We start from the raw sequence: 13,433 nt of genomic DNA, 5'->3' as shown, positions 1-13,433 counted from the left end.
AGCCTCGTATTGAACGGCGGTGCATCCCGGTATAGGGGTGAAACTTTTCCGCCTCATCATGAGAATCATCGCAGGCCGCGCTGGCGGCATTCACCTCAAAGTACCCGCCATGGTGGCCCGCCCCACCGCAGACCGGGTGCGGGAGGCGTTGTTTTCGATGCTGGGCGACCTGGTGCAGGAAGCCAGGGTGCTGGATCTCTTTGCAGGTTCCGGTGCTCTGGGCCTGGAGTGCTTGAGCAGAGGGGCGAAGGAAGCGCTGTTTGTGGAACAGCATGGGTCCGCCGCCACGCTCATCCAGGAGAACCTGAGCAAGACGAAGCTCGCCGGCGGCAAGGTGACGAAGGCGGATGCCTTTGCGGCTCTGCGTCGGCTGGCCGATACCGGTGCGAAGTTTGACCTTGTGTTTGCCGATCCTCCTTATACGAAAAAACCGGGGGATACAGACTTTGCCGGATTGCTGCTGGCCAACGAATCCCTCCCGAAGGTGCTGGCACCGGGGGGATGGCTGGTGCTGGAAACCATGGTGACAAAACGCGACAGCGGGGTTATTCCGAACTGGGAGGTGGTGCGTGATCGTTCCTATGGCTCCACCCGCATTCTGCTGCTGCAACTTCCGACAATATCCGATGCCGAGAACCCTGGTGCTGCTGTGTTACAATCTGATCCTGCCGATCATGCTCCTGGTGATGCTGCCGGGGGCGATCAAGAAGATGCGAGCCCGGGGCGGTCGCTGGCGTGATCTCTGGCAGAGGTTGGGCTTCTTCTCCGAGTCAGCGCGGGCGAAACTGGACGACTTGCGCCGCTCCCATGCTGAAGTGATCTGGGTGCACGCGGTAAGCGTGGGGGAGGTGGGCATCGCGGTGAAGCTGGTGCACGAACTGGTGCGGCAGAGGTCCCGAGTGGGGATCGTGATCACGACCACGACTCCCACGGGCATGGCACAGGCGGAGAAACTGGCGGCGGAACTTCCGGGCCACGTCGTTCCCCTCTACAGTCCGCTGGACGGCTGGTTTGTGGTGCGTCGTTGTCTGTCGGCCATCCGGCCCACGCAGATCGTGCTGGTGGAGGCGGAGGTGTGGCCCAATCTGGTGCAGGCAGCCTCGCGCCGGGCTATCCCGGTGCGGCTCGTGAACGCACGCCTGTCCCCTCGCTCCGAAAGGCGCTACCGACAGCTGCGAGCCCTGGTGAGGCCGATCTTCACCCTGCTGGAGGAGGTGATGGTGCAGGAGCCAGAGGATGTGGAGCGTTGGCTTTCGCTGGGGCTGGATCCTGCGCGGGTGGCCTGGACGGGCAGCATCAAGTTTGATGAGGTCGGTGACCGGGAACCGGTGGAGCAGATCGCGGAGTTTCGCCGGATCCTGGAGCGTGAGGGGATCCGCCTCACTCGTCCCGTCCTGCTGGCCGCCAGCACCCATGCGGGGGAGGAAGAGGAAATTGCCAGGGTTTACCTGCGGCTGCGGGGGGAGCATCCCGCGCTCTTCCTGATGCTGGTGCCGCGCCATGTGGAGCGGGCGGCGGAGATTCAGCAGCGGCTGGGGGCGATGGAGCTGAAAGTGCGGCGGCGAAGCATGGTGGACCGCGAGCAGGCCGCTGCTCCGGACTGCCTGCTGGTGGATACGACCGGAGAGCTGAAGGCATGGCAGGGGCTGGCCACGCTGGTGGTGGTTGGGAAGAGTTTCCTCGCCACGGGCGGGCAGAATCCCGCAGAGGCAGTCATGCTGGGCAAGCCGGTCCTGTTCGGCCCGCACATGGAAAACTTCAGTGCCCTCGTGCGCGTGCTTCTGCTCCGGCAGGGGGCCGCCCAGGTGGCGGATTTTGCGGCCCTGCACGGGCATCTGGACCATCTTCTGCGACATCCGCAGGAGGCTCAGGCCATGGCACATGCAGGCCGCGAGGCACTGCGTGCCCATGCAGGGGCGACGGCCCGCACGGCTGCCCGTCTGCTGATCCAAGAAAAGAAGAAAAGTTGAAGAAAATGAGCAAAATCCAGTTGCACATTTTCGGATCCTGGGCACAATAACAGCCCGCACAAACGACCCCTTCGTCTAGCGGTTAGGACACATCCCTTTCACGGATGCGACACGAGTTCGATTCTCGTAGGGGTCGCCACTCTTTCTCCAGCAATGAGAAAAGTGGCTGAACCAGCTGTCAATACCATGGTTGGCGGCTAGAACTTTTGGTCCGTCGGGCTGGATTGCGTGTGTCCGAAAAGCGATGGCTGCACTGGTTTCCGGGCATGGGTATTTCCTGAATCCAGGTGGATCTGTTCCTCCTGGTGATGCTGTTATTTCATGGAGCTTTGACGCCGCGTCGGGCTTTTGCCGTGCCACGAAAGGCCGCTTCGATCCAAAGGACGGCCCAACTCTCCTGAAAAAGTCCTGGTGGTGTCATCATGAGGTGCCGGGAGGGGTGGTTTTCCCGCTTCACCCCCCAGCAAAACGTGCAACTTCAGGCTTGGGCAGGGGTTCATCGGAAGAGTGGCTGGCACCCGGGGAACAGAGACGTTCCACAAATGCCATTGCCAGCCTGTCTGACCCTGTGATAAAACGCCGTTCTTCATGTCATCTTCTCTGAGCATTGACTCCCTTCTCGAGGCCGCGGAACAGCACCAGGTCAGCGACCTGTTTCTCCAGGAGGGGGAATTGCCGCGATTCAAGATCAACGAACAGCTGATGGTTTATGGGGAGGAGCCGTTGGGGTTGCCTCAGATCCTGTCGCTCTGGCAGGCCTGCGGCGCAGATCCCGCCACGGACATGGACCGTGATTCGGGTCTGATCTCCCAGAATCATGTGCGCTTTCGTGTGAATCTGCACCGCACCATGGGCCGCCTGGGGGCGGTGTTGCGGCGGATCAAGACGCAGATTCCCTCCCTGGACACGCTGGGCGTGCCGGTGGACCTGCTGACCCGCTGGGCATCGCGAAACTTTGGCCTGGTCCTGGTGACCGGGCCGACGGGGACTGGGAAGTCCACGACGATCGCCTCCCTTCTCCAGTGGGTGAATCAGAATCTGGCCAGGCACGTGGTCACGATCGAAGATCCGGTCGAGTATGTCTTCACAAATGACATGAGCCACTTCACCCAGCGCGAGGTGGGGCGGGATACGGGCTCTTTCGCCCAGGGATTGCGGGGCGCGATGCGCCAGGCGCCGGATGCCATTTTTGTGGGAGAAATCCGCGACTTCGACACCGCTCTGACGGCCCTGCAGGCGTCTGAAACCGGGCACCTCGTGCTGGCGACGCTGCACTCCGAGCGGGTGAGCGACACCATGGAGCGATTTTTAAACCTTTTCCCCAAGGATCAAGCCGGAGTGGGCACTCACATGCTTTCCAGCCAGCTGGTGGGCGTGCTCTGCCAAAAGCTGGTGCCCCGCACCGATGGTGGTCTGCATCTTCTGGTGGAGCACATCGAAAACGTGGGGGCCATTCGTGATTGGATCTCCCAGAGAGACTCCGCGCACATCCAGGATTTTCTCCGAAAAGGGTCGGATGCCATGACGCGAGCCTTTATGCACAGCACGATGGCTGCCTTTGATGCGGGACTCATCACTGAAGCCACGGCGGTAGAAGCGCTGGGCAGTGAGACTGAATTCCGCAGGGCGGCTCGCGGCATCCGGGGCTGACAATTCGCCGTTGTCGTCCCCAACCTCATCCATCATTTCCTCATGGCTCAGCACGACCTCATCGACTATCTCAACCTGGTCTGCCAGTTTGGCGGCTCGGACCTGCATCTCAGTGCGGAATCACCTCCAATGATGAGGTTGAACGGCATTCTGCAACCCCTCACAGACGAGGTGCTGGATGCGGAGACCTGCCGGGAAATCATCCTGGGTGGTCTGAAGGAATCCCAGCGTTCCCGTCTGGAGCAGGAGTGGGAGCTGGACTTCGCCATTGAAGTGGAAAACCTGGGACGTTTCCGCGGCACGGTGTACTACGTGACCAGTCATCTGGAAGGTTCTTTCCGGCATGTGCCGGAGCATATTCCCGATCTGGCAGATCTTGGTCACGGCCCGAACGTGGAGAGGATGTGTGACCGGGAGCATGGGCTCATCCTTATCGCAGGGACGAGTGGATCTGGCAAGACCACCACCCTGGCCAGCATGATCCAGAAAGTGGCGCGTGAGCGTGGGGGCAACATCGTGTCCATCGAAGACCCTGTGGAGTACGTCTTCAAGCACCACCGCGGGGTGGTGCGGCAGAGGCAGGTGGGGGCTGACACCCAAAGCTTCGTGCATGCCCTGCGCAGTGCCCTCCGCTCAGATGCGGACGTGATCGTCATTGGAGAGATGCGCGACCTCGAGAGCATTCGCATCGCCATCACCGCGGCAGAGACGGGACACCTTGTCATTGGGACGCTGCACACCACGGATGCCAGCACGACGGTGGCGCGCATCCTTGATGCCTTTCCGGAAGAGATTCAGGACTATGTGAGCTCACAGCTTGCCCACAGTTTGATCGGGGTGGTCTGTCAGCACCTCATCACCCGTCTGGATCAACCTGGACGGGTCCTGGCGACGGAGGTCATGACCAACAACCACGGGATCTCTGCGTGCATTCGCAGTCGTCGTTTTGCCCAGCTCCCCGGCCTCATCCAAATTGGGGGAAACGACGGCATGCACACCATCGACGACAGCCTCAGCCACCTCCTCCGTCACGGATTCATTTCATTGGAGGACGCCCTCGCGCGCTGCCGCGACAAGAACATGATTCACCAGGCCAACCACCAGCGGCAGCAGGCAATGCGGCGTTGATGGACGCTTGCTCCTCCTCAGGAAACGCCTTAAGATCGAAGCAGAGTCATGAGAATGCTTTCCATCATCATCGTTGCCGTCGGTATGTATTCCGGCTGGATTCTTCTCCAGCGGGACCGTGCCAAAAAGGTGGAGGATGGGTGGGCGCTGCAATGCTCCAAGGTGCTCGACTCCCAGGCCAATGGCCGGGTTGTGACCGCCGCCCCTGGCTCCCCGGATGAAGGGGCCTACTTCAAGATCCTGCATTTCCTGCGGAAGGCGGAAATGGACGGGCGTGACCTCCATGCGATGGTGGGCACTGCCTGCGAGAAAATCGGCATCACGGGTGAGAAGCGCGGGCTGATCCAGGACGCGCTGATCGCCAACTATGAGACTGCCCGGAAGCTGAAAGTCTTTGATGATCCGATGAACATGGTGCGGCTGGAGCAGGGGCAGGCTGCTTTGATTGCCCTGGTGGGATGGCAGGGGGAGCCGGTGGCGGTGGGGGTCGTTATCCCTCCCACCCATGCGCCTGAGCTCTCCAATCATCTGATCAATCTGGTGCTCCTGCCGTCCAGTGTGCGCGATTCCCAAACGGGTCGCCTGACCCGGGAGATGACGGATGCCGCCCGCAAATTCGAGCACGCGGGAGCACTGCCCAAGTCCACTCTGGATTCCATCTACCTCGCCTCCCGCTCTGGGGAGTAGGGTGATCTTGGTGTTTTTTGCCAGTGTGGAAAATGCGGTTTCCCTGAGTCCGGGGATGTGGAGAGATTCGCGGCTGTGGATCCTGAGTGAAGCTTTACTCAGATCAAACTGGTTGACTAAGTGCCGTGTCTCTAGCACCAAGTAGTCCCAGCCATGGGCGATGTCCTCCACAAGACGACGGTGCTGGTGCTTAACCGCAACTGGCAGGCGATCGACATCAAAACGCCGGCTGATGCTTTTTGCATGATGGCCGCCGGGACAGCCACGGCTTTGGACATCGCGCAGGGCGACAGCATGAGCCCCACCATGTGGCCTGAATGGCTGCTTCTGCCTGTGCGGGAGAGCGACAATGCGGTGCTGACCGTGCATGGGCCGGTGCGTATTCCAACCGTTCTGGTGCTGGCCCGTTATGACAAGGTGCCCAAGCGTCGGCCCAAGCTGAGCAGCCGTGGCATCTGGGATCGCGATGGGGGCGTTTGTCAGTACACAGGGAGGAAGCTCACCCGGGATGAGGGGAACATCGACCACATCATGCCGCGGTCGCGTGGTGGGAAAACGAGCTGGGACAACTGCGTGCTGGCGGACAAGCGCATCAACAGCCGCAAGGCGGACCGGACTCCTGAGGAGGTGGGGCTGAAGCTACAGCGCAAGCCAGGTACCCCACGAGAGATGCCTTCCACCTATTTCATTCGCAACGTTCATGGCGTTCCGGATTGGGAGATGTTCCTGGAGTAGCGGGTGATTGCGCCAGCTATTCTTTCCCAGCTCCGACGATCCCTCGCTGGCTGGCTGCGACGAAGGTGATCAAATGCTCCAAATCCCGGTCAGCAGTCTCCTGGCGAAGCTGTTCCAAAGCCTGGCTGATGTTGAGCTTGCTGCGATACAGGGTTTTGTAAGCCTGACGGAGGGCGCGGATTTGGGCTTCGCTGCGGCCGTGGCGCTGGAGACCGACCATGTTCACGCCGCGGGCGCGGGCCGGATTGCCGTCCACAATCGTGAAGGGAACGACATCCTGCACGATCTTTGAGCAACCGCCGGTGATGGCGTGCTGGCCGATCCGGCAGAACTGATGCACCGCGGTGAGCCCGCCCAGGATGACGTGGTCTTCCACGGTGACGTGGCCAGCCAGGGTGCCGTTGTTGGAAAAGATGACGTGGCTACCTACCACGCAATCGTGGGCGATGTGGCTGTAGGCGAGGAAGTTGTTGTGACTGCCCACGGTGGTCTTCGTGTGGGGCAGGGTGCCGCGGTTCACCGTGCAAAATTCGCGGAAGACATTGTTGTCCCCGACCTCCAGCCAGGTGGGTTCACCGGCGTATTTCAAGTCCTGCGTCTGCTGGCCGATCGAGGTGTAGGCGTAAAATTTGTTCCGCGCACCGATGCGGCTGGGGCCGCAGAGGGTGACGTGATTTTGCAGCCAACAGCCGTCCCCCAGCTCGACATCAGGACCGATAATGCAGTAGGGGCCGACGACCACTCCTGCGCCCAAGCGGGCGGAAGGGTCAATAACGGCGGTGGGATGAATCTGTGACTCAGGCATGAGGCGGCAAATCGGATCGGATCAGGGCATCAACGGTCCATCAAGGCGAACATGAGGTCGGCTTCGCTTACCACCTGTCCGTTGACAATGCAGCGTCCTCTTGCCGTGCCGATGGAGCGTTTTACCTTGAGCAATTCCGTCTCGATGAAGAGAATGTCTCCGGGGAGCACGGGGCGACGCCATTTTACGTTGTCCGCGCTCATGAAGTAGCCGATTTTGCCCTGGTTTTCCGGGGCGCGGAGGAGCTGGATGGAGGCCACCTGGGCCATGGCTTCGAGTTGAAGCACGCCTGGCATGATGGGATGCCCGGGGAAGTGCCCCTGGAAGAAGGGCTCATTGATGGTGACGTTCTTGACGCCTGTGCACTTGCTCTCGCCTTCGAAGCCGACAATGCGGTCCACCATGAGGAACGGATAACGGTGGGGGAGGATCTTCATCACCTCATTGATATTGAGGACGGCTTCTCCAGAGGGGATCTGGATGGGCACCGGCACCATGGCGCGCATCTCATTGTAGGTGCGGAGCAGCTCGCGGGCCATCTCCGTGTTGGGGCCATGGCCCGGGCGCACGGCGATGACGTGCCCCTTGATGCGGCGGCCGAAGAGGGCCAGATCACCCACGATGTCGAGGATCTTGTGGCGGACGAATTCTTCCTTGAACCGGAGGGGGTGCTTGCTCAGGGCGGTGTCACCGCGGATGACCACGGCGCTTTCCAGCGTGCCGCCTTTGATGAGGCCCTTCTCCAGAAGGGGGGCAATATCCTCATAGAACACAAAGGTGCGCGCCGGGGCGATCTCCTTTTCGTAGGTCGTGGGATTGATCTCGGTAGAATAAAACTGGGTGGTGCGGCCTTCCGGGCCCACGTGGGTGCAGGAAATACGGAACTTTTTGTCCGGGACAATGGTCAGCAAGCTTCCGTCACGGGATTCAAGGTGGAGGGGTTCCCGCACTTCGAATACGCGGCGGGGCTCATCCTGCGCCTGGAGGCCGGCTTTCTTGATCAGCTCGACGAAGGGGAGGGAACTGCCGTCCGCGATGGGTGGCTCGTTGGCGTCCATTTCCACGATGGCATTGTCCACTCCCATGCCGACCAGGGCGCTGATCACGTGCTCCACCGTATGGACGTTCACGCCGCCTTCAGCGATGGTGGTGGCACGCTCCACCTTCTGCACTTTTTCCACGGAGGCCGGTATGAAAGGGCGGTCCTCCAAGTCCACACGACGGAACTTGATGCCAAAATCCGCAGGGGCGGGTTGCAGCGTCAGGGTGACCTTTTCCCCAGTGTGCAGGGAGGTCCCTTCCAGGGAGGCGGCTTTGGCGATCGTGTGTTGGCGGTCTGACATGGAACGCGGGAGTTAGCCGCGCCATGCGGGGAGGTCAAGCCTTGAGAACAGTTCCCGGTCATTCCCCGCGCAAGGCCGAGCGCCCCTCGCGGTAGCCTTTCTCGTAACCCTTGGCGAAGGTGGGCTCGGTATCCAAAGTGTAGGCATGCCGGTGGCGCTGGTAGTAGGGGGGCTGGCCGTTCTCACTGTCGGTGTGGCCGGCGTCGTAGCCATGGTTCCGAGCGGCGTCGCGATCCACCTCCCTGGCTTCCGCCTGGTCCTCCCCGGCCTCATAGCCGAGGTCATAGCCCTTTTCGAAGGGTTTCTCGGTGCGCGGATTGTACTCGTAGTAATAGCGTTCGTAGTCGCTGTCGCGTCCGCGTCGGCCGTCTTGAAATCCGTGATGATAGCCACCGCGGTAGGCGGCCTCGCCCTGCCCGGAATACATACCACTCCCTGGAGCGTCAGGGGGCATGCGAGTGCAGCAGGCCAGTGCAAGGAGCGCGATCGAAAGCAGGACGGGGCTGAATCTCATAGGGAATTAATCGCCGGTGAGGCTGACTAAAGGTCAAAATTTGTACATCAGCAAGAAAAGGGGTTTTCCAAGCGGACTGCTTCCGGTTGACTGGGAAAGTGAAGAACATGAGCGACCACCATTGCAAAAACTCAGAAGGTGTCCTGTGCTCCCTGCACCGGGGGTGCGAAAGGGGGGGGCGATGAGCGAGAAGGAAGCAGGCAGAGTGGCGGAGCGACTTCAGCAGGGCTGGATCTGGACCGTAGGGGGGCTGCTGGCGGCCTCGGCTTTCTTGCTCTACGGGACGTTTACCTGGCACCCTCCAGAGGAAATTCGCCCATTGAAGGTGGCAATCGGCGTTTGGCCAGGATCTGAGACGCTTGTCTATGCTAGGGAAACTGGGATGTTACCGCGAGATGAAGTGCAGCTGGTGGAGATGTCGTGGTCTTCCGCCACGAAAGTCGCTTTCGCGAACCGGGTGGTGGATGCAGCGGTCGTCTCACTGGATGAGGTGTTGAGACTGCTGGAAAGCAGGAATGATCTCAAGGTGGTGATGGTCTTTGGTTTCTCCAGGGGTGGGGATGCTTTATTGGCACGACCGGAAATCCATGACCTCGCAGGTCTGCGGGGCAGGAAGGTGGGCGTGGAATTGAACTCTGTGGGCTCTTTTGTCTTGAGCACGGCTTTGGAGAAAGCAGGGCTGCCCGAGGGCGTGATCGAGGCGGTGTCGATGAATCTGGCGGAAATGGAGACGGCTTATCTGGCCGGTGAACTGGATGCGGTGGTGACCGGTGAGCCGTGGACCACCAGGCTGGAAGCCAAGGGCGCCGTAGAGCTCTTCAGCAGCCGCGAAACGGACCGGGATGTGTGTCGCGTACTGGTAGTCCGGGAGGACGTGCTGGCAGAGCGGCAATCCGACTTTGTCCGGCTGGTTGCGGCCCATTTCAGGTCCAGGCAGATGCTTGGAGCCGGTGGGGATCCCGCTGCTCTGGCTGTCATCAAGCGCCGTATGGGGGTTTCGGATGAGGACTACAAAAAGTTGCTGGCCAACATGGACATGCCGGATGCCGGCGAGAATCGCCGCCTGCTTGGGGGTGGGCTCCCGACCTTGAAGTCGCTGGCCAACAGTGTGGCGAAGAAGATGGTGCGGCAGAAACTGCTGGCTGAATCCCACCCGGCTGAAGACTGGATAACAGCGGAATGTCTGACAGAGTGAGTTCGATGAAACGATTGATGACCCTCCATCTTCTCGTGCCAGCGGCCGTGGCCTGCTTTGGCATGGCCCTCATTGTGGTGGGATACCTGCGCAATGAACAGCAACTCCAGGATCGTTCGCGGAAAGAACTCTGGGACAATGCCTACCGTGAAGGCACCCGATTGTCCCATATCGCGCAACATTTGCTGCGCAAGGGGCTGGTGCAGGCGGCAGATCTGGAGATGAGCTATGTGGCACTGTCTCCTCACCTGGCCTTGGGGGTGATCTGCGATGGAGAGGATGTTGTGCGTCATGCGAGCCAGATCCAGTGGCGCGGAGTTCCGTTGAAGGAAACTCCTCTGAAGGAAATCATGCCACGTCTGGCGGGCATACGAAAAGAGTTGAACGGCCAGGTGGCCATCTACCCCGACGGGGAAGTGCTCTGGGCGGTGTTTCCGTTTTTCGAGCGCACCACCACCACCCCGTTTGTGGTGGTGCTGGCCTATGATCTGGTCGGGCCCAAGCAGGAGTCCACCCGTCTGGCGAGACACGAGTCAATTTCCCAGAGTTTGGGACTGCTGGGGGGATCTTTGGTGCTGTGGATGTTGCTGGATACTCTGATCACCCGGCGGATCGCCCGAATTCTTGTGTACGCGAAGCAAGTGGCATCTGGGCGGAGTCCGGGCGTCCCGGCAACCGGGGGGGATGAGATCGGGGCCGTGGGTCAGGCGTTTGCCGACACGGTAAGTCAGCTGCGTAGCACAGAGAAACAGTTGCTGGAAGCGGCGGAACAAGAACGCTGGCGCCTAGGGATGGATCTCCACGATGATATCTGTCAGAGAATCGCGGCGGCCCAGCTCAAAGCGGGAGTGCTGGGGGTCTCTTTGTCTCGGGATCAATCGCCGCACAGCGTGCTGGCGAAGCAGGTGGCTGAGCAGCTTGCCGATGCCGCGGAGATTGCACGTGGTTATGCCAGAGGGCTGGCGCCCGCCACGCTGGACCGGGATGGATTGAACGCTGCGCTACGCGACATGACGGCGCATCTGGGGAAGGCATTTGGGGTGCCCATGCACCACAACACGGATCCTGCGGTGCAGGAGTTGCCTGATGCCACCCAGGTACATCTCTTTCGCATTGCCCAAGAGCTGGCCACCAATGCGGCCAAGCATGCGAGGGCGAGCTTTATCAATGTCAGCCTTGGCTTTCGCGATGACGTGCTGGAATTAAAGGTGGAGAGCGACGGCAGGCGATTCGCCACGGAGTCAGGGGCGACGTCGGGGATGGGTTTGCAACTGGTCCAGCAGCGGGTTCGGGCTCTCAATGGCAAGTTGTTGTTCCTTGAACGCCGGGAATCGGGAGGGGGGACAGTCGCATTGTGTGAGGTGCCGGTGCCACGAAGGCTTGATCATTAATTGCTAAGCCGCTAATAAGGAAGAATGACGATTCAAATTCCCGAGCCCACCCGCCGCAAGAGCGACCCGACCTGCAGGGTCGGCATAGTGGAGGACCATACTTTCATGCAGGAAGGCATGAAAGTCTTTGTTGAGAGTCTGCCAGGCTTCGAGTGCGCCTGGCTGGCGGGCACGGCCGCAGAGGCGGTGGAGAAAATCGCACAGGATGAACCCAATGTTCTGATTGTGGACATCACGCTTCCAGACCGGAGCGGCCTGGAACTGATCAAGGACCTGCATGCCACACACAATCAGATGCATGTGCTGGTGGTCTCCATGCACGAGGAGGATCTCTACGCTGAGAGGGCGCTCAAGGCGGGAGCCAAAGGATACATCATGAAAAATGCACCCCACGATGTGTTTGAGAGTGCTTTAACTCGTGTCTCGCAAGGAGGGGTGGCAGTTAGTCATAAAATGACTGACCGGGTGCTGATGGCGTTCTCCTCCGGGGTGCAACCCCGGCCTGATAGCGGGCTCCACAACCTGAGCGACCGGGAATTTGAGGTGTTTCAGCATCTGGGTGAGGGCAAAAGCACCCATCAGGTGGCTGAATCAATGCGGATCAGTCCCAAGACGGTGGACGTGCACCGCATGAACATCAAGAACAAGCTGAACCTGGAGGATGGCGCCGCCGTGACCCGCTACGCCATCCGCTGGGCTGAGGCTCGCAAGCATGGGGCTGTGGAATAGCCGGGCTATGGTGAGGGCACCTTGTGGCGGAATCCTTCGATCCGGGTGCCTTCCGGTGATACCCCGTAGAGCTTTTGGAGATCGCCCAGACGCATGACCACCCAGGGGGCCATCATGGTCATGCCGTTTTTGGTGTAGGCCAGGTCATCCGCAATATAGGTGGCGGAATGCACGGCTTGCCCATCCCGGTTCACGAACATGAGGATGTCACCATAGCGGTAGGGCGTGGACACCCGGTCAAAGCTGCCCAGTACCGCGCTGGTGGCCAGCCTGGTGTCTAGGAAATAGTTTTGAGGCTGGAAATTGAAAAAATTCAAACACGTCCAGTGGCAGTCCGGAAGCCGTCCCATGGCCGCATGGCTTGCATCGGGATACGTGTAGAGCAGCTTGCGTGGGAGGGGCGGCAAGAGATGCAACAGGTCCAGGTGGGAGACGCCCTCTGTTTGCGAGATGGCATTGATCAGAGGCTCCAGTTCTTTCCGACGCAGCCCAAGGCCCGTTGACCAGTACGCAAGGAGAGGGGCCACAGATTCTGTCTTGGAGATTTCCAACCGTGCCATCAGCGTTCTCACCCGGGTCATTTTCCGCACCAGCATGCGCGCTTCTGCGTCTGATTCTGCGATGCTGACCAAGTAGGGGATGTCAGAAAAAACCAAGGCCTCTCCCACCTTGTAGCTCATGAGTTTTATCTTCTCCACGATTCTGCTGGGAAGCTGGGAATCCTGGGCCCATTCTTCTACAGTGTCTGAGAGGAAGAAGATGGGGGAATAATGGAATTCGTTGGCAGGGAGGCTGGCCAGTTCGGCATAGACAGTGCTCCGCACTGTGGGAGAGAGCGATTCGAGATCCGACCTGGTGGGAAAGAGATGCACATGGCGGGCATCTTTGACCATGCGGCGCTCAGAAAACAACCTGTCCAGGGTGCCACTGGGGACACCGGCTTCTGAGAGGCGTCCCCGTACGGTGTCGAAACCCCTGCCGTCGAAGGTCCATCGTGTCACCGGACTGGGCATGGGGAACTGGGCCACCACATGGTCGGGGGCCTCCAAATAGAAGTAGAAGTAGCTGAGCTTTCCCCAGGGCCCAGGCTTGCATTCATGCAGCAGGTAAGGGCGTCCGGTTTCTCGAGGGGTGGCCTCTGCTGCAACCAAGCTGGAAACAGGGGAGATGGAGGTGGTCGCCAACAGCCAGACGGCCGGTAGCCAAGCAGATGGTGCGGAGAGCGGCATATGCGATGTGAAGTGCGCGTGCGACGCACTCAATCACCTTGCGCGCGTCGTGTGAAC

Annotated in this window: 13 protein-coding genes and 1 tRNA gene; 10 read left to right on the top strand and 4 right to left on the bottom strand. The window is 60.3% G+C overall.

Annotated features, from left to right (window positions below; translation table 11 throughout):
* Positions 1-58 precede the first annotated feature (58 nt).
* The 7 genes from rsmD (at position 59) to VSP_RS25250 (ending at position 6,170) form a co-directional block, all read left to right on the top strand.
* A complete protein-coding gene (rsmD, locus tag VSP_RS37375) occupies positions 59-739 on the top strand; it encodes a 16S rRNA (guanine(966)-N(2))-methyltransferase RsmD (protein WP_053332388.1) in 681 nt (226 codons plus the stop codon).
* Positions 627-1,970: a 3-deoxy-D-manno-octulosonic acid transferase gene (locus tag VSP_RS37370; protein WP_157211052.1), complete on the top strand. Its 1,344-nt coding sequence runs from the start codon at positions 627-629 to the stop codon at positions 1,968-1,970. The genes rsmD and VSP_RS37370 overlap by 113 nt, the downstream gene beginning before the upstream one ends.
* Positions 1,971-2,034: 64 nt before the next feature.
* A tRNA-Glu gene (locus VSP_RS25270) sits at positions 2,035-2,109 on the top strand.
* A gap of 449 nt (positions 2,110-2,558) precedes the next feature.
* Complete coding sequence (locus VSP_RS37365) at positions 2,559-3,620, top strand: type IV pilus twitching motility protein PilT (RefSeq protein ID WP_009964195.1); 1,062 nt, start codon at positions 2,559-2,561, stop codon at positions 3,618-3,620.
* Between the two features lie 42 nt (positions 3,621-3,662).
* On the top strand, positions 3,663-4,748 hold the full coding sequence (locus tag VSP_RS25260) for a type IV pilus twitching motility protein PilT (RefSeq protein WP_009964194.1): 1,086 nt from the start codon (positions 3,663-3,665) through the stop codon (positions 4,746-4,748).
* Positions 4,749-4,796: 48 nt separating this feature from the next.
* Positions 4,797-5,435 (top strand): hypothetical protein, encoded by a 639-nt coding sequence (locus VSP_RS25255; RefSeq protein ID WP_157211051.1) that lies wholly within the window; start codon positions 4,797-4,799, stop codon positions 5,433-5,435.
* A 153-nt stretch (positions 5,436-5,588) separates the two neighbouring features.
* The gene (locus VSP_RS25250) at positions 5,589-6,170 is read left to right on the top strand and encodes an HNH endonuclease (RefSeq protein ID WP_009964191.1); all 582 of its coding nucleotides are present in this window, start codon (positions 5,589-5,591) and stop codon (positions 6,168-6,170) included.
* Positions 6,171-6,186: 16 nt separating this feature from the next.
* On the opposite strand, the gene lpxA is transcribed toward VSP_RS25250, so the two are convergent.
* Genes lpxA through VSP_RS25235 form a run of 3 tightly spaced genes read right to left on the bottom strand, consistent with a single transcriptional unit; the run spans position 6,187 to position 8,832 of the window.
* On the bottom strand, positions 6,187-6,975 hold the full coding sequence (lpxA, locus tag VSP_RS25245) for an acyl-ACP--UDP-N-acetylglucosamine O-acyltransferase (protein ID WP_009964190.1): 789 nt from the start codon (positions 6,973-6,975) through the stop codon (positions 6,187-6,189).
* 29 nt (positions 6,976-7,004) lie between these two features.
* A complete protein-coding gene (locus VSP_RS25240; protein ID WP_009964189.1) occupies positions 7,005-8,318 on the bottom strand; it encodes a bifunctional UDP-3-O-[3-hydroxymyristoyl] N-acetylglucosamine deacetylase/3-hydroxyacyl-ACP dehydratase in 1,314 nt (437 codons plus the stop codon).
* Positions 8,319-8,376: 58 nt separating this feature from the next.
* Positions 8,377-8,832: a hypothetical protein gene (locus VSP_RS25235; protein WP_009964188.1), complete on the bottom strand. Its 456-nt coding sequence runs from the start codon at positions 8,830-8,832 to the stop codon at positions 8,377-8,379.
* Positions 8,833-8,977: 145 nt separating this feature from the next.
* Here VSP_RS25235 and VSP_RS37360 point away from each other — a divergent pair, with 145 nt between their 5' ends.
* From VSP_RS37360 to VSP_RS25220, 3 genes are read left to right on the top strand one after another with little or no spacing between them, the layout of a single operon-like run.
* Positions 8,978-10,027, top strand: a complete 1,050-nt coding sequence (locus tag VSP_RS37360) for an ABC transporter substrate-binding protein (RefSeq protein ID WP_198141228.1) — start codon at positions 8,978-8,980, stop codon at positions 10,025-10,027.
* A gap of 17 nt (positions 10,028-10,044) precedes the next feature.
* Positions 10,045-11,418 carry a sensor histidine kinase gene (locus VSP_RS25225; RefSeq protein ID WP_029190748.1) on the top strand — a complete coding sequence of 458 codons (1,374 nt, stop codon included), beginning with the start codon at positions 10,045-10,047 and terminating at the stop codon, positions 11,416-11,418.
* 24 nt (positions 11,419-11,442) lie between these two features.
* On the top strand, positions 11,443-12,147 hold the full coding sequence (locus tag VSP_RS25220; RefSeq protein ID WP_009964184.1) for a response regulator: 705 nt from the start codon (positions 11,443-11,445) through the stop codon (positions 12,145-12,147).
* 5 nt (positions 12,148-12,152) lie between these two features.
* Here VSP_RS25220 and VSP_RS25215 read toward each other — a convergent pair whose 3' ends face one another.
* The gene (locus tag VSP_RS25215) at positions 12,153-13,376 is read right to left on the bottom strand and encodes a hypothetical protein (protein WP_009964183.1); all 1,224 of its coding nucleotides are present in this window, start codon (positions 13,374-13,376) and stop codon (positions 12,153-12,155) included.
* Between the last annotated feature and the right edge of the window lie 57 nt (positions 13,377-13,433).

Origin of the sequence: Verrucomicrobium spinosum DSM 4136 = JCM 18804 (genome assembly GCF_000172155.1) — a bacterium.
Classification (GTDB): domain Bacteria; phylum Verrucomicrobiota; class Verrucomicrobiia; order Verrucomicrobiales; family Verrucomicrobiaceae; genus Verrucomicrobium; species Verrucomicrobium spinosum.
This window is presented reverse-complemented; position numbering and strand designations above follow the sequence as displayed.